Source organism: Candidatus Nitrosopumilus sp. bin_68KS (assembly GCF_054095825.1).
Genome location: NZ_JBSWSP010000003.1, coordinates 19,745 through 34,955, shown reverse-complemented (window position 1 = coordinate 34,955; position 15,211 = coordinate 19,745). Strand labels below are relative to the sequence as shown.

Genomic DNA, 15,211 nt, shown 5'->3' with positions numbered 1-15,211 from the left:
TTCTTCTGCTGCTTCTTCTGCTGCTTCTTCTGCTGCTTCTTCTGCTGCTTCTTCTGCTGCTTCTTCTGCTGCTTCTTCTGCTGCTTCTTCTGCTGCTTCTTCTGCTGCTTCTTCTGCTGCTTCTTCTATATCCTCTACAACATCCTCAACATCATCTACAACGTCCTCAACATCATCTACAACGTCCTCAACCACATTTCCATTTCCGTTTCCATTTCCGTTTCCGTTTCCGTTTCCGTTTCCGTTTTCACTTCCTCCCCCACCCAAATGAGTTAGTTTATGATGGGCAAAAGCAGGTTCAGTGCCAGCAACACTCCAAGTTAATAATAGAATGGATAGGGATAAAATCAATAGTCTAGAACTAAGATTATTACTACCGAGTTTAGTATTCAATGTAGGCATTCTAAGATCATTTCAGATTATGAACTTCTGTTTGTAATCCAATTACATACATTTTACATATTATAGAGAATTTGGAGAAAATTACTCAGTAGAGGCAAATTTGCCATAGTGTGATTTAGCATGTTCTTTTTTTATAGGGATTTGATGGTTTTTGGGGTTTTTTGGTAATTGGATGGTGAATGTTGTAGGATTATTCTTTACAGATATTTTACCCTCATGTGCCTCAATGATACTTTGACAGCTAGATAAGCCTAAACCAGTACCAGTCTGTTTTGTAGTAAAGAGAGGTTCAAATATTTTATCTAATTCTTCATCAGGAATTCCTTTTCCGGAATCTTGAACTTCAATTAACACATTATCATCATTTTCAATAATTCTAAAAATAATTTCCCCATCATCATTAATTGCATAACATGCATTATTCACTAAATTTGTAAAAATAATTTCTAGTTTGTATGGATCACAGTATATCACGGAATCATTTTCTGGAATAGCGATTTTGACACCATAGGGGATTTTGTTGTTTTTTATAGTTGATTTAATGATAGAGAGTAAAGATGATTTTTCACGTTTTAATTCTGTCACATTAACATAATCTAAAACATCATCCGTCTGATGAGTAATTCTTTCAACTGCACGCCCAATTCTCTCAAAATTTTTGAGTAGGCTATCATCAAGAGTATTTTTAGTTTTAATTTCAATAATTTCAAAACTATTTTTTATGACAGATAAAGGATTTCGAATATCATGGGCAAAACGAGTAGCTAAACTTCCAATTGAAGATAATCGCTCTTTTTCGATAATTTTTTTATGTAGATCTGCAAGATCTTTGGACATAATATTGATATCCTTGCCTAATTCAGAGATTTCATCATTCCCTTTTTCAGGATATAATATAAAATTCCCTTTGGCTATTGAATGAGTAACTTTTCTAATTTTATTTAGAGGATTTGATATTGATCTTAAAATTAAAAATCGAATAGTTATCGCAGTCAAGACAAACAAATTTAATGCAATTACAATACTCCATGTAACTTCAGTAACTAGAGAGTCAATGTATTCTTGTCTTTCAGCAATATTTCCAGAAGCTAAATCAATAGCACGATCAACTTCAGCATTCATGTTATCATAAGAATGATCAAAATCCTTATTCAGATTCAGAATTTCGATTCCTGAAACACCAGAAGTTTTTAATTGTATCATTTTATTGGAAAGAAATAACATTTCATTCCATTTTTCGGCCAGTTTTGTAGTATGGTCCACATCATCAGGGTGATCAATCATAAGATCAGTGTATTTGGAAAATGAATCATTAAACAAAGATTTTGCTTGTTCGATTTTATAGAAATTAATTTCCAATACCTCCTCTAATTCACGATATTCATTCTCTCCAATATTTCGAGTTTCATCTTCAATTAATACAATTTCCATAGTTATTGCAGATAGTTGTGTTGATGCATAACGCATATCCTTCAATGTGTCTAAAATAGGAAGAGTTTCAGTGCTGATACTAGAAAATGAATTCTGTAGCTGCTGAGTATTCATTATTGAAACAAATGAAATCATGCCAACAAGTGCAAACAAAACAACTACTTCAAGAACCAATTTAGTCCTAATCTTCATAAAATGAATGCCTGATTTTAAAAACTAAAGAGTAGCTTGTTGAAAGTAAGCTGGCATTATATAGCAATATTATGAAAAATCACAGAATTCTAGGCATAGTATTTCATGTTTGACATCTAATTGTTTGTGAAGAATGTAAACACATCTAATGATATAGCAAAAATGATGTAAAACTTGCATATGCAGGTTCAAGACATCTCCCTAGACGATGATTTCAAACAAGGTGAAGAACATGATGAGATCACTATTCTCAAAGATTTTGGTTTAGAAGAAGACGAGGCTCAAACATATGTAGGATTGGCACAGTTAGGTTCAGTAAAAGCTAGTGAAATTAGCGCATTTACAAAAATAGACAGAGTGAGAACATACAAAATTTTAGAGAACCTAAAAAATCTTGGATTTGCAACATCTACACTTTCATCACCAATTAAATTTTCAGCCAATGAACCAGAAAGTATTCTAAAAGACATTATTTTAAAACAGAAACAGAAAGTGGAGCATTTGGAAAAGAACAGCTCACAGTTTTTAAAAATTCTATCACGTTTAAAACTAAATGAACCACAAATTGGACTTCCAAAACTAACTATAGTTTCAAACAGAAATAATATTTATGATCAAATGGCAAAAATTATTGAAGAGACCAGTGACAGGTTATTCATTGTAGTGACATTATCAGATATAATTCGAATGTATTATACGGCAATTCCAGAAATAATCAAAAAAGTAACAAAAAATAATACAAATATCAAATTAATGACAGGTCCAGAACTTTTAACAAAATTAGAATACATCAAAAGATTAGGAATAAATAAATTCAAAATTGTCACCCTTCCTTCACCAGGGAGATTACTATGTAGTGAAACACAGGTATTGATGTCAGGAAACACTTCATCTCAAGAAAATAAAAATATCAATGATGAATCAGTGATGGTTACAAATTCAAATGACATTATCAAAAACATGCAAAGCTTGTGTGAATTTCTTTGGGAGTCAGGAGAAGACATTGTAATAGAAGGGAAAAATAATAAAAAAGGAAAGAAATCCCAGAAACAATCAACAATTCTAGTAGTTGATGATGATTCAGACGCAGTAAATATTTTTGCAGATTATTTAGAGATAAAAGGAGTTTCAACAGTAGAAAGATGCACATCGGGGCAAAAAGCAATTGAGTTGTTCAAAAAGATGCGCCCTGAAGCAGTATTTCTAGACATTATGATGCCTGATGTGGATGGATTTTATGTTCTAGAAGAGATTCGCAAGATTGAACCTAAAGCAAAAATAATCATGGTTACAGCAGATAAATCTCCGGCAACAACAAAAAAACTCAAAGAAGTAAAACCCACAGATGTAATCTACAAACCTTATGACATTGAACAAATTACAAGGTGTTTAAAATAAAGATCAGTCAAAAGATTCTTCTCTTATCATTAGCCATCACATTATTTGTTACATTATCAAATAATCAAGGATATTCACAATCAAGTGAAAATGGATTGTCATGGCACTTGACATATCTCTCAGATGCAGGATGTAATGTTTCAGAAGAGCGTAAAATAAAAGACATGGTAGGAATTGTGGAAAAATATTTTGCAATGTATAAAATAACAAATCAAAAAATTGATTCGGAATGTTTGAATCACGGGGAATTTTTTGATAAAACATTTTCAGACGACGTTGATTTGAGTATTTTAGTTTTTGATGAGAAAATTGGGCAGAAATTATTTCTAAAATACGGATACAATGGTCTGTATGCACATTTTGGTTCACTAAGAATAGAAAATCATGTAATTATGGCTACAGTCCCACCGCAATTTAGTTCAGCGTATGAAAATGTTAAATTTCCTTGGTCAATATCAGAAAAGTTATCTCAATTCATTTTATCATATCATGGATATAATTCTGAATCAATAGTAAGAATTCTAGATTTTAAATCAAATTATGATGAATGTGTTAAAAGAATTGTAGCTGATGAAAAATGTAATGAAATGATTACAACAATACATTCAGATGTGACAGGGGAGGATTTTTCAGTACTTGCACCAATTCAGGACATAGTTAATCAGAAATCAATAAAATATATTCCAGAAGATCTATATTCATCACAAGTAGTAAAAGAAATCTTACGTAAAATTACAAATTGGTGGGTAAATGGGTTAATTGATGATAATATGTATTTAGATACAATTAAAGAAATTGTGGATGTTCCAATTAAAAATAATAAAGAAATCATTACGGTAGAATTAGAAATTCCAAATGGATTCTCAATTCTAAGTTTTTCAAATAAAAAGATGCAAGAAGATTTTAACGAATCAAAAATTATTACTGCAGAAAATAAAATTCATACAGTTTTAGAATATGTTCCATTTGACATAGAGTTACTGTCATCAGATTCAGAATCATCAGAAATACCAATTTGGTTCAAAAATCGGGCAACAATATGGGAGCAAGGAAAACTCGACGATAGGATATTTTTTGATGGGTTGACTACATTAATTCAAAATGGGGTCATAAGAGAAAAATAATTTTACAATCATATCAGCCAGTATGTTTTGTAAATATCCAATCAACTGAGATAATCATTTTAAAGGCAACCTATTGAACAAAAATGTGCAACTAGAAGAATATCTCAAAGCAGGAAAAATTGCTGCAGAGGTAAGAGAAATGGTCAGAGTAAAAGACTGGATTGGAAAATCAGTTTATGATATTTGTGAAGAAGTAGAAAAAGAGATCAAAAAAAGAGGAGCAAAATGTGCATTCCCAGTAAACGCAAGTATTAATGAAATTGCAGCTCATTATACTGCTGAACCTAATGATCCAATTACAATCAAAGATACAGATTTGGTAAAAATTGATCTTGGGGCTCAAATTAACGGCCACATTGCAGATACAGCAGTTACTGTCTGCTATGATGCACAATTTGATGGGCTAGTACAGACAGCAGAAGAAGCCCTAGGTAATGCAATGTCCATGATCAAAACAGGTGTAAAAGCAAGTGACATAGGGCGTACCATTGAAACTACGATTAAACAAAGAGGGTACAAACCAATTGCAAATCTTAGTGGACATTCATTAGAACAATATACAATTCATGCTGGAAAATCAATTCCAAATATTTGGTCAATTGGAGGATTTTCACTTTCAGAGAATTCAGCGTATGCATGTGAGCCATTTGTCACTACAGAGCAAGGGGGAGGATTTGTCAGGAACGGACAAATTAAAAATATTTTTGCAATAAATACACGAAAGAGAACAAAAGATGCCGAAGCGGACAGACTACTTGATTTTATCTGGCAGGAATTTAACATGTTACCATTTGCATTGAGATGGATTACAAAAGAATGGGAGGAAAAACAAGCAAGAGAATTACTAAACATTTTGATTAAAAAGAAAGCAGTTCAAGCATACCCTATTCTAATTGAAGTAAATGAGCAAAAAGTAGCTCAAGCAGAGCACACATTCATTCCATTAGAAGATGGGGTTACCGTAACTACAAAAGCACCATGAAGTAAATTGAGCGAAGAGGTAAGACCATGTCCTAAATGTGGCAGATTTATGTTCAAAGAACAAGGTGAGACAGTGTCATGGTTTTGTCCATCATGTAATATGAAATTTAAAACAAAGTAATTCAAATTTATTGTTCTAGTGTTTCACCAAAAATTTTCTCAATCATCACACTCCCATCGCAGGAAGTGCATTTCGGACATTGTGAAAACAAAACATCACCTTTAGAATATTTTCTTTTCTGTTCCATTCCACATTTAGAGCATTTTTCAACAGTGTACTCTAGAATGATTTTTTTCTTTTTGAACATCACTGAGGTACTCCGCCAGTATTACCCACACCAATAATCACAATTGATTGGCCTTGAGTTGTATTTTCTAGAATCATTTCATTGACTTGTGCACGTACATCATCAGCAGTATCTGCAATTTCTTTTGTCATCAATGTAATTGCCTCTTTGACTGATTGTTTAACAATAATAGAAAACACAGGAATATTCCTAGATGTGGCAATTGCTTCAATTTGGAATTTTTCAGTTCCGATTCCACCAATTGCGGCACCGAATCCCCTGGCTATAGTTGCAGAATCCTCACCTTCCATCTTCAATGCAGCATCAATCATAATTATAGCACCAATTTTATTTTCAGAAACAATTTTTTCCAAACCATCAGCAGGCCGTCCAACAGTAGAACCAGGACCTTCAGCTTTTACAAGAAAAAGTTTTCTTCCCTCAAATTCAGATTTTGCCAGAACTGTTTGAAATGCAATTGTTTCTTTTTGATTCTCCAACATCATTTTTCCAACAATCATAGGACCAATGCCATCACCTACTGGCTGACCTTTTTTAAATACAGGTATTGCTTCTTTCATTGCTTCGGATTGCTCCATAATAAAAGGAAGAATCATTTGTAAAGGTAAAATTAAAGGATAGTTATTTTGTTTTTTTGCAGTCAGATACATATGATTAATTATTTTGTATATCATTTGTAGCGAAGAAGCAATTTCAAGCAATGTTTGAATTTTATTCAATTCAATTTCACTCATTTGAGGAGAAAGAGATCTTACATGTTCTCGAGTATAATCTTCTCTAGACCTAACAATATGTCTGACTTTATCAACAATTCCATTTGGATCCATTTCAACGGGCATTATTGTAAAATAATCTATAAAACGGTCAATTTTTAGAATTGGGTCATCAATTGGTTTCAAATTTTTATTCACATAATTTATCAATTCATTTCTGGATTCACTTCGAAACCCATCAAGTTTTTTAATTCCTTTTTTAATTTCGCCTGATGTTACATAGAGTTGAATTCGTTGACCATAAAATACAAAAAAGAAAATCGGAAGAATCCAAATCAACATCATTATGGGATTTGTCTCATCACTCATTGCAAAAAGCTGATCAAAATCAAAACTTGTAAAATTCACTAAACTAATCGATCGTCAAATCTAAATTAAATGATTCGTCTTATAGTCAAAATATATCCAAAAATTAGAAAAAATAGTAAAGGAGACTAAAAAAATTGGCGAGTGCTTTTATTATAGTTCAAATACAAAAAACCTGAATATGCCACAAACAAAACCTATTGTAAGTGTGGAAAACGTTGTAGCCTCAGCTTCTGTGGACCAGAAGATGGACTTGAATGAAATCACAAAAACATTTCCAGATGTAGAATATCATCCGGATCAATTTCCAGGTCTAGTTTTTAGATTAAAGACACCAAAAACGGCAACATTGATTTTCACTTCAGGTAAAATGGTATGTACTGGTTCCAAATCTGAAGATATGGCAAGAAAAGCAGTAAAGACAGTTGTGCAAAAACTTCGAAAAGGTGGAATTAAAGTAAAAAAAGACGCAACAGTACAAATTCAAAATATTGTAGCATCAATTAATCTGGGTGGAAAAATCCATTTAGAGCAAGCTGCAAGAACATTACCTAGAAGTATGTACGAACCAGAACAATTCCCAGGTCTTATTCACAGAATGCTTGATCCTAAGACAGTGATTCTGTTATTTTCATCAGGAAAGCTTGTCTGTACTGGTGCAAAGCAAGAACCAGATGTATACAGATCTGTCAATAACTTACATGCATTACTAGAAGAAAAGAACCTAATGATTTATGATTAATCATAAATCAAATCTATTTTCATTAATTTTTATAATCTACTTATAAACACATTCTCGTTTTATACAAATTTTGTAATAGAAACTATCCAATTCTGAAAACAGGGTTACCAAAAAACCTACTTTAAAAATAGGGATAAAGTGGAGATAATTTGGACTCCTCTTCAAAAACTAAATAAATTATTTAATTGGACTTCCCAATGGAACATCTTCATCAACTGTCAACCAAAATGGTTTATCATCAACATCAGCTGCCAATAGCATTGCATTGGATTCAACACCTGCCATCTTTTTTGGTTCTAGATTTGCAATTACAATTACAATCTTCCCAACAATATCTTCAGGTTGATAATATTGAGCACCGCCAATTATCACATCCCTCTTATCATCATTTCCTAAATCAATTAGGCCTTTGATGATTTTTGATTTACCTTCAATAGGTTCAGTTGAAATGATTTTTGCAACTCGAATGTCTAGTTTTGCAAAATCATCATAAGATATGTTTAACATGATAAACACTAATTATTCCTGTTAAAATAAATTCGCATTTACTGTAGTTCCTTTTTATCTATTCCACTAGTTTCAATTTCATATCTTAAAGCAGCTGGAAGTTCCATGTACTTTTTGTTAACTAATGCGATTATTTGATCTTCTGGAACGTTTACTTTTTTCAATAATTTGCCACGCTGATGGGCATATGCATTTTTCCAAAAACCAGCTCCGTCTAGCGTTCCAATTTTTGGCATGTATTTTGTGGGTTTCATTTTTTTTCAAATTTTAAGTGACTGTGACGGAAGAATGGCAAACGCCATTGGAACTGGAGTTACTGTTCCGGATTTTAGGCATGTTGCCCATCACAGTCTACTTGAACTAAAGTTGGAATCTAATATATTTAATGCGGCAGTAATGGTGTCATACATGGCTACAATTGATGTAGAAATTGAGATTAATGCCACACCTGACAAAGTTTGGGAAGTAGTTTCAGATATTGACAATGAGCCAAAATTTTGGAAGGGGACAAAAGAAGTCAAGAATTTATCAAAAGAAGGAGACATTATCAAAAGAGAAATCACAATTGCATTTAGGGATCAAAAATGTCTTCAAGAGGTAAGACTGGAACCTAAAAAGAGAATAGAGGCCAAATTCACAAAAGGTATCATAAATGGAGAAAAAATAGTGACAATTATTCCAAATGAAGAAAAAACAACCCTACGAACTGTATGGGACATTAAACTAACTGGAATGATGAGTATGTTTACAGGCATGATTAAAAATCACATCAAAAGCGGAACAGAGCAAGCCATGCAAAGTATCAAAAAAGAGATAGAGCGATAAATAAATGGAATTAATTTTTGAGATTTTTAATTATTCATTAACTGCTATTTTAATTGGAATTTGTGGTGCATGGGTTTTTCTAATAAAATCCATTGTGGACTCATTTAGATTTACTCCATATCTAGATAAGTTTGAAAACACATCAGAATCCCATCCCAAAGTATCAATAATTCTTCCAGCAAGAAACGAAGAAGAATTTATCAGTAAATGTCTAGACTCATTAATTGATCAAGATTATAAAAATTATGAAATCATAGTAATAGATGATTCATCAGATGACAACACGCAAAAAATTATTTTTCAATATGCAGAAAAACACACCAATGTGATTCCAGTAATTGCAAGACTAAAACCTGAAGGGTGGATGGGGAAAAATTGGGCATGTATGGAGGGATATAAAAAAGCAACAGGAGAACTTTTGTTATTTACTGATGCAGATACAAAACATTCTAGAAATGTAATATCGTTATCAGTTGCACATTTAATTTCATTTAACTTGGACGCATTATCTGCAATTCCTAAAATGATGACATTTGATTTTTGGACAAAAGTTACACTTCCCATGATTTCCACATTTCTACATAGTAGATTTTCTGCATTGAATGTTAACAATCCTGCAAAAAAGACAGGGTATTTTTTTGGGAGTTTTTTCATTTTGAAAAAAGAGACATATGAAAATGTAGGAATGCATGAAGGAGTCAAACATGAAATAATTGAAGATGGTGCACTAGGTAAAAAAGTCAAAGAGTCAGGACATAAAATGAAATTAGTCAGAGGAGATCATCTAATTGATGCAGTGTGGGCAAGAGATAAGAGCACATTATGGAATGCTCTAAAGAGACTAATGATTCCACTTTATCTTCAAAGTGGAAAAATTGCAATAGGGAGTTTTTTTGCAATTCTATTTTTATTGTTTATACCATTTCCAATATTTGTAGCATCAGTATCCCTACCAATTGAGACAATGTCTGCAAAAATACTTTGTATTTCTTCAGCAATTGCATCAAGTATGATCTATGCAGCAGCAATTATAGAAGTAAAGATCGGATTACATTTGAGATTAGTTCACGCATTGTTTGCACCTTTAGGTAGTTTGGTAGTGGTTTTGGGATTTCTAAGTGGATTATTACAAGCAAAAAGAAGTGAGTCAGTAATGTGGAGGGGTAGAAGTTATTCCATGAAAGATCACACTCAAAGTTCCATCAGCATATAGTAAACCTTTTAGATACAAAATAGAAAAATAAAAATCTCATGGACAGATCTGGAATTCTTGTAGGTAGTGCAATAGGTGCTGGAATTGTATTAGTATTAGTTACCGTATTATTCATTTCACCTCCAGAATCACTAAAACCAGAAATCATAGTTAGTAATGGGCATTCACCAAATACAGTAGGCGAAGTAACACCACTTTATGCAAAAAAATTAACCTTAATTGAAATTTTTGAAAAATCAGAATCAGGAGTAGTCAGAGTTAATGTGCAAAGAAGCGAAACAGCAGACATTACAAATGGTGTAGGTTCTGGATTTGTTTTTGATAAAATGGGACACATCATTACAAATGCACATGTTGTAAAGGATGCAAATAAAGTAGTAATTACATTTCTTGACGGCAGATCATACAATGCAGAAATAATAGGTTCAGATGAATTTACAGACATTGCAGTAGTTAAAGTCAATGCAGATTTGGATCTTTTACATCCACTATCACTTGGAGACTCTTCAAATCTCAAAGTTGGGGAACAAATAGCTGCAATAGGAAATCCATTTGGGCTTTCAGGTTCTATGACTGCAGGAATTGTGAGTCAGCTTGGGAGACTATTGCCTTCAGGAAATGGGTATTCCATTCCAGACGTTATTCAAACAGATGCAGCAATTAATCCAGGAAACTCTGGCGGTCCATTACTAAATATGCGAGGAGGCATAGTTGGAATAAATACTGCAATTCAATCAGCCACAGGTGAATTTACAGGAGTAGGATTTGCAATACCTTCACAAACCGTAGCAAAAATTGTGCCAATCATTATTGAAAAAGGAGAATACAAGCATCCATGGATTGGAATTTCAGGAAGAGATATCGATCCAGACTTGGCAAAAGTTTTGGAATTAAATGATGCAGTAGGATTCATGGTTGTTACAGTAGTAGAAGATAGTCCAGCATCAAAAGCTGGTTTGATTGGATCAGATAAAACAATCGAAGTTGATGGAATAAGTTATGCAATAGGAGGGGACATAATTCTTGCAGTGGACGGAAAAGAAGTTAGAAAAATTGACGATATTTTGATACATCTTCAGAGAGCAAAAAGCATTGGGGACGAAATGGTTTTAGAGATTTTAAGGGATGGTAGAACAACAAATGTAACAGTTGTTCTTGATGAAAGGCCAAATGGTAATTAGCATGACACAAGAATAAATACTTCTAGGCAGGAATGATTCTGTTGAACAAGCTTGTCTTAAACTCTGAGAGTTTAAACAAAGTTTTAGAGAGTAAAACCATAACTCGTGAAGATATTTCTGAAATTTATCAAAATGCCACAAATGATCCTACCGAACTTTTTTCAGCAGCTCAAAATCTAAGAGAGCAATTTAAAAAAAACACGGTTACATTTTCAAAAAAAGCATTTTTCAATATTGTAAATTTGTGCAAAGATACTTGCTCTTATTGCACATACAAATCTGAGCCAGGAGAAGGAAAACTATCTTTAATGTCAAAACAACAAATTTTAGAATTATTACAACTTGCAAAAAAATACAGATGTGTTGAAACACTTTTTGTTACAGGCGAACAACCAGAGCAAAAATATCAAGAGGCACGCGATTGGTTAAAAGAAAATGGATTCAAATCAACTGTAGAATATCTGATTCATTCATCAGAAATTGCATTAGATTTAGGACTTTTTCCACATACCAATGCAGGGAATCTTAATTTTGAAGAGATGAAAGAACTGAAAAAATCAAATGTATCAATGGGGATCATGCTTGAAAACATTAGTGAAAGACTAACTGGGAGAGGAATGCCACATTATCTTGCAGCAAGTAAAAGACCAAAAGCAAGGATGGAAGTGTTAGAAAATTCTGGAAAACTAGGTATCCCTATGACCACAGGGATTCTAGTTGGAATAGGTGAGACCATCGAGGAAGTTATTGATTCAATTTTAGCGATTAGAGAACTGCATAAAAAATATGGAAATATTCAAGAGATAATTTTACAAAACTTTCAACCAAAGTCAGACACCATAATGAAAAATGTGCCATCAACTGATGAAAAATATTTCAAAACAATTGTTGCATTATCAAGAATAATAATGCCTGAAATGAACATACAGATTCCTCCAAATTTATCTCCAAAATCATATCAAAGTTTCTTATCAGTTGGAATAAACGATTGGGGGGGAATATCACCATTAACTCCAGATTTTGTAAATCCAGAATTTGCGTGGCCAGAAATTAGTAACGTAGACGCTAATTCAAAAAATGCAGGATTTGAATTAAAGTGTAGATTTCCAGTATATCCAGAATTTTTCTCTTTTATTAGTAAAGAGTTAAGAGATAAGATGGCAGTAATTAAAAATGAGGAAGGATTCGTAAAGGAGGAGTATTGGAGATGACAATCAACATAGAGCCACTTTTAAAAAATGCAGATCCAATCACATCTGAAATTTTAAACAATGCATTATCAGACAAAGAAATATCTGCTAAAGAGGGTTTGGAATTATTCAAAACAACTGGAATTGATTTTCATTTAGTAGGCTTAGTCGCAGATGAAATTAGAAGGAGAAGAGTAGGAGATATTGTCTCATATGTAGTAAATAGAAACATCAATTTTACAAATGTCTGTATTAAGCAGTGTGGATTTTGTGCATTTAGTAGAGATTTTCGAGAAGAGGAAGGATATTTTCTCCCAACTGAAGAAATAGTCCGAAGAGCAAAAGAAGCTCATCAATTAGGAGCAACCGAAGTTTGTATTCAGGCAGGGTTACCTCCAGATATGAAAGGAGATCTTTACGAGAACATATGCAGAGAAATTAAAAAAGAAATTCCAAATATCCATATTCACGGATTTTCTCCTGAAGAAATTCTTTATGGAGCATCAAGATCAGAAATATCAATTGAAGAATTTCTAAAAAGAATGAAAGAAGCAGGGGTAGATACTCTTCCAGGAACATCAGCTGAGATTCTTGATCAAAAATTAAGAGATGTGATTTCACCAGGAAGAATAACAGTTGAGAATTGGGAAAAAGTGATCAAAAATGCTCACAAAATGGGAATTAGCACCACATCAACTATGATGTTTGGCCATTTAGAAACACTTGAACAAAGAGTAAACCACATTGCAAAACTAAGAGAAATTCAAAAAGAGACAGGTGGATTTACTGAATTTGTTCCGCTGAATTTCATCCATACTGAGGCACCAATGTACAAACATCAATTACATGAAGGGATAAGACAAGGTGGAAGTGGAAACGATGTGTTGCTAACACATGCAATTGCAAGAATAATGCTAAACAATTCAATTGATAATATACAAATGTCATGGGTTAAAGAAGGACAAAAAATGTCACAATTATTACTAATGTGGGGTGCAAATGATTTTGGAGGCACACTCATCAACGAAAGTATTTCAACATCAGCAGGATCAGAGCACGGGCAATTATTAAGACCCAAAGAAATCAGAAGGATTGTAAAAGAGATTGGAAGAATACCAGCAGAAAGAAACACCAATTATAAAATTCTAAAAAAGTTTGATTCAGACCAAGAAGTAGATGAGGAACTAGACAGAGTATCAGACGCATCACAATTTGGCTCTTATGTAGAATTAATAAAAATTAACAAATTCAAATACAAAAATCCAAGAGAAAAGTAAATGTCTGCCTTTGATGAGGCACTAAATCATTCAAAGAGTATTGGAATCGATGAATGCGAAGTTGTTATTTTGAAAAAAAAGGTCACAACTATACGTATCACAGATTCAGAAATTGCAGAAACAAAACAAAACTTTGATGAGAGTTACGGCATCAGATTAATCCACAATAAGAAAATAGCATCAATTCAGACTACAAATCAAAATGAGATCAAAGATATAATTGATGAATCACTAAAAACACTGACAAATCTCAGACCAAGGGAATTTTGGGAAGGATTGCCATCAAAAGTACAATCAAAACAACTGGATGGCACATATGACCAGAGACTAGAAATGATTTCAGGATCAAATGCAATGGATATAGCACAATCCATGATAAATGCAACTAATAATGATAAAATCAATACGATTACAGGCTCACTTAATATTGTTTCAGATGACTTTGAGATTGAAAACTCTAATGGGTTAAATCTCAAAGAAAAGGCCACATACATTTCAGGAATAATTAATGCAGAATCAGAATTGGGGGCAATACCAGTATCAGGGATAGGGCATGATAGTTGCAGAACATTATCACATTTTTCATCTGAAAGAATTGGAACAGATGCAAAAAAAATGTGTCTAGAATCAATAAATCCACAGAAAATTGATTCGAATATTTATTCAATTATCTTTGAACCATATTCAGTAGGGGAATTATTGGCGTTTGTCATAGCTGCAAATTTTAATTTTAAAACAGTTAAAGAAAAAAAGAGTTGTTTCTCAAATAACTTTGAAAAACAGATTGCAGTAGAGCAGTTTAGTCTAATTGATGATCCACATGAATTAGAAGGAATAGGTACAAAATCAGTTGATGATGAAGGAGTTGAAACAAAGAAACAAAGTTTGATAGACAAAGGAATATTCAAGAATACTTTTTCAAATCTTTTTGATAGCTACAAAGAAGCAGAACAGTCATCAGGGAATGCATTACGTTTAGGATCTCCATTGGGTAAAAGTTCAGAGCCAATCCCAATTGCAGCACCACATAATCTAAAAATTAATCCAGGTAAAAGTTCTCAAGAAGATATGATTAAAGATACCAAACAAGGATTGTTGGTTGGCAGGTTATGGTATACATATGCAGTAAATCCAATTAAAGGCGATTTTTCATGTACTGCAAGAAGTGGGATTAAAATAATTGAAAACGGCGAAATAAAAAACCCTGGAAAATCAGTTAGAATAATTCACAATCTTGGGACAATGCTAAAAAACATCTCAGAGATTGGCAATAATCAAAGAAATGTTATTCAATGGGCATCACTGCCATCAATTACACCATCAATAAAGGTAGAAAACATTTCAGTAAAATCAATCTAAGG

The 15,211-nt window shown here is 32.8% G+C and carries 16 protein-coding genes; 10 read left to right on the top strand and 6 right to left on the bottom strand.

Features of this window, described 5'->3' with window-relative positions:
* Both ACW9W3_RS00940 and ACW9W3_RS00935 read right to left on the bottom strand, forming a co-directional pair.
* Nucleotides 1–393, bottom strand: a 393-nt coding sequence (locus tag ACW9W3_RS00940) for a hypothetical protein (protein ID WP_457764301.1), incomplete at its 3' end; no start/stop codon positions are given.
* Nucleotides 394–483: 90 nt separating this feature from the next.
* The gene (locus ACW9W3_RS00935; protein WP_457764300.1) at nucleotides 484–2,025 is read right to left on the bottom strand and encodes an ATP-binding protein; all 1,542 of its coding nucleotides are present in this window, start codon (nucleotides 2,023–2,025) and stop codon (nucleotides 484–486) included.
* A 180-nt stretch (nucleotides 2,026–2,205) separates the two neighbouring features.
* Here ACW9W3_RS00935 and ACW9W3_RS00930 point away from each other — a divergent pair, with 180 nt between their 5' ends.
* From ACW9W3_RS00930 to map, 3 genes are all read left to right on the top strand, one after another.
* Nucleotides 2,206–3,423 carry a response regulator gene (locus ACW9W3_RS00930; RefSeq protein ID WP_457764299.1) on the top strand — a complete coding sequence of 406 codons (1,218 nt, stop codon included), beginning with the start codon at nucleotides 2,206–2,208 and terminating at the stop codon, nucleotides 3,421–3,423.
* Complete coding sequence (locus ACW9W3_RS00925) at nucleotides 3,411–4,547, top strand: hypothetical protein (protein WP_457764298.1); 1,137 nt, start codon at nucleotides 3,411–3,413, stop codon at nucleotides 4,545–4,547. Before ACW9W3_RS00930 ends, ACW9W3_RS00925 begins: the two co-directional genes overlap by 13 nt.
* An 85-nt stretch (nucleotides 4,548–4,632) precedes the next feature.
* Nucleotides 4,633–5,529 carry a type II methionyl aminopeptidase gene (gene map / locus ACW9W3_RS00920; protein WP_457764297.1) on the top strand — a complete coding sequence of 299 codons (897 nt, stop codon included), beginning with the start codon at nucleotides 4,633–4,635 and terminating at the stop codon, nucleotides 5,527–5,529.
* 127 nt (nucleotides 5,530–5,656) lie between these two features.
* On the opposite strand, the gene ACW9W3_RS00915 is transcribed toward map, so the two are convergent.
* Together ACW9W3_RS00915 and ACW9W3_RS00910 are read right to left on the bottom strand one after the other, a co-directional pair.
* Nucleotides 5,657–5,836 (bottom strand): hypothetical protein, encoded by a 180-nt coding sequence (locus ACW9W3_RS00915; protein WP_457764303.1) that lies wholly within the window; start codon nucleotides 5,834–5,836, stop codon nucleotides 5,657–5,659.
* Nucleotides 5,836–6,957 carry a DUF1512 domain-containing protein gene (locus ACW9W3_RS00910; RefSeq protein WP_457764296.1) on the bottom strand — a complete coding sequence of 374 codons (1,122 nt, stop codon included), beginning with the start codon at nucleotides 6,955–6,957 and terminating at the stop codon, nucleotides 5,836–5,838. The genes ACW9W3_RS00915 and ACW9W3_RS00910 overlap by 1 nt, the downstream gene beginning before the upstream one ends.
* 139 nt (nucleotides 6,958–7,096) lie before the next feature.
* On the opposite strand from ACW9W3_RS00910, the gene ACW9W3_RS00905 reads away from it, so the two are divergent.
* Nucleotides 7,097–7,657 (top strand): TATA-box-binding protein, encoded by a 561-nt coding sequence (locus ACW9W3_RS00905; RefSeq protein ID WP_048116795.1) that lies wholly within the window; start codon nucleotides 7,097–7,099, stop codon nucleotides 7,655–7,657.
* Between the two features lie 177 nt (nucleotides 7,658–7,834).
* On the opposite strand, the gene ACW9W3_RS00900 is transcribed toward ACW9W3_RS00905, so the two are convergent.
* Both ACW9W3_RS00900 and ACW9W3_RS00895 read right to left on the bottom strand, forming a co-directional pair.
* Nucleotides 7,835–8,164: a tRNA-binding protein gene (locus ACW9W3_RS00900; RefSeq protein ID WP_457764295.1), complete on the bottom strand. Its 330-nt coding sequence runs from the start codon at nucleotides 8,162–8,164 to the stop codon at nucleotides 7,835–7,837.
* 38 nt (nucleotides 8,165–8,202) lie between these two features.
* Nucleotides 8,203–8,418 carry a hypothetical protein gene (locus tag ACW9W3_RS00895; RefSeq protein WP_457764294.1) on the bottom strand — a complete coding sequence of 72 codons (216 nt, stop codon included), beginning with the start codon at nucleotides 8,416–8,418 and terminating at the stop codon, nucleotides 8,203–8,205.
* Nucleotides 8,419–8,452: 34 nt separating this feature from the next.
* Between ACW9W3_RS00895 and ACW9W3_RS00890 the strand changes: the two genes are divergently transcribed.
* Genes ACW9W3_RS00890 through ACW9W3_RS00865 form a run of 6 tightly spaced genes read left to right on the top strand, consistent with a single transcriptional unit; the run spans nucleotide 8,453 to nucleotide 15,209 of the window.
* Entirely contained in the window at nucleotides 8,453–8,989 is a 537-nt protein-coding gene (locus ACW9W3_RS00890; RefSeq protein WP_457764293.1) for a type II toxin-antitoxin system RatA family toxin, read from the top strand.
* Nucleotides 8,990–8,993: 4 nt separating this feature from the next.
* Entirely contained in the window at nucleotides 8,994–10,202 is a 1,209-nt protein-coding gene (locus tag ACW9W3_RS00885; protein ID WP_457764292.1) for a glycosyltransferase, read from the top strand.
* Between the two features lie 38 nt (nucleotides 10,203–10,240).
* Nucleotides 10,241–11,383 carry a S1C family serine protease gene (locus ACW9W3_RS00880; protein ID WP_457764291.1) on the top strand — a complete coding sequence of 381 codons (1,143 nt, stop codon included), beginning with the start codon at nucleotides 10,241–10,243 and terminating at the stop codon, nucleotides 11,381–11,383.
* A 41-nt stretch (nucleotides 11,384–11,424) separates the two neighbouring features.
* Nucleotides 11,425–12,594, top strand: a complete 1,170-nt coding sequence (cofG, locus tag ACW9W3_RS00875) for a 7,8-didemethyl-8-hydroxy-5-deazariboflavin synthase subunit CofG (RefSeq protein ID WP_457764290.1) — start codon at nucleotides 11,425–11,427, stop codon at nucleotides 12,592–12,594.
* Nucleotides 12,591–13,850 (top strand): 5-amino-6-(D-ribitylamino)uracil--L-tyrosine 4-hydroxyphenyl transferase CofH, encoded by a 1,260-nt coding sequence (cofH, locus tag ACW9W3_RS00870; protein WP_457764289.1) that lies wholly within the window; start codon nucleotides 12,591–12,593, stop codon nucleotides 13,848–13,850. Before cofG ends, cofH begins: the two co-directional genes overlap by 4 nt.
* Nucleotides 13,851–15,209 carry a TldD/PmbA family protein gene (locus ACW9W3_RS00865; RefSeq protein WP_457764288.1) on the top strand — a complete coding sequence of 453 codons (1,359 nt, stop codon included), beginning with the start codon at nucleotides 13,851–13,853 and terminating at the stop codon, nucleotides 15,207–15,209.
* Nucleotides 15,210–15,211: the final 2 nt, after the last annotated feature.

Excerpts from the sequence above, each read along its gene's own strand:
- ACW9W3_RS00935 (WP_457764300.1), bottom strand. The coding sequence starts at position 2,025 with ATGAAGATTAGGACTAAATTGGTTCTTGAAGTAGTTGTTTTGTTTGCA.
- ACW9W3_RS00930 (WP_457764299.1), top strand. The coding sequence starts at position 2,206 with ATGCAGGTTCAAGACATCTCCCTAGACGATGATTTCAAACAAGGTGAA.
- ACW9W3_RS00915 (WP_457764303.1), bottom strand. The coding sequence starts at position 5,836 with ATGTTCAAAAAGAAAAAAATCATTCTAGAGTACACTGTTGAAAAATGC.
- ACW9W3_RS00905 (WP_048116795.1), top strand. The coding sequence starts at position 7,097 with ATGCCACAAACAAAACCTATTGTAAGTGTGGAAAACGTTGTAGCCTCA.
- ACW9W3_RS00900 (WP_457764295.1), bottom strand. The coding sequence starts at position 8,164 with ATGTTAAACATATCTTATGATGATTTTGCAAAACTAGACATTCGAGTT.
- ACW9W3_RS00895 (WP_457764294.1), bottom strand. The coding sequence starts at position 8,418 with ATGAAACCCACAAAATACATGCCAAAAATTGGAACGCTAGACGGAGCT.
- ACW9W3_RS00890 (WP_457764293.1), top strand. The coding sequence starts at position 8,453 with ATGGCAAACGCCATTGGAACTGGAGTTACTGTTCCGGATTTTAGGCAT.
- ACW9W3_RS00885 (WP_457764292.1), top strand. The coding sequence starts at position 8,994 with ATGGAATTAATTTTTGAGATTTTTAATTATTCATTAACTGCTATTTTA.
- ACW9W3_RS00880 (WP_457764291.1), top strand. The coding sequence starts at position 10,241 with ATGGACAGATCTGGAATTCTTGTAGGTAGTGCAATAGGTGCTGGAATT.
- cofH (WP_457764289.1), top strand. The coding sequence starts at position 12,591 with ATGACAATCAACATAGAGCCACTTTTAAAAAATGCAGATCCAATCACA.
- ACW9W3_RS00865 (WP_457764288.1), top strand. The coding sequence starts at position 13,851 with ATGTCTGCCTTTGATGAGGCACTAAATCATTCAAAGAGTATTGGAATC.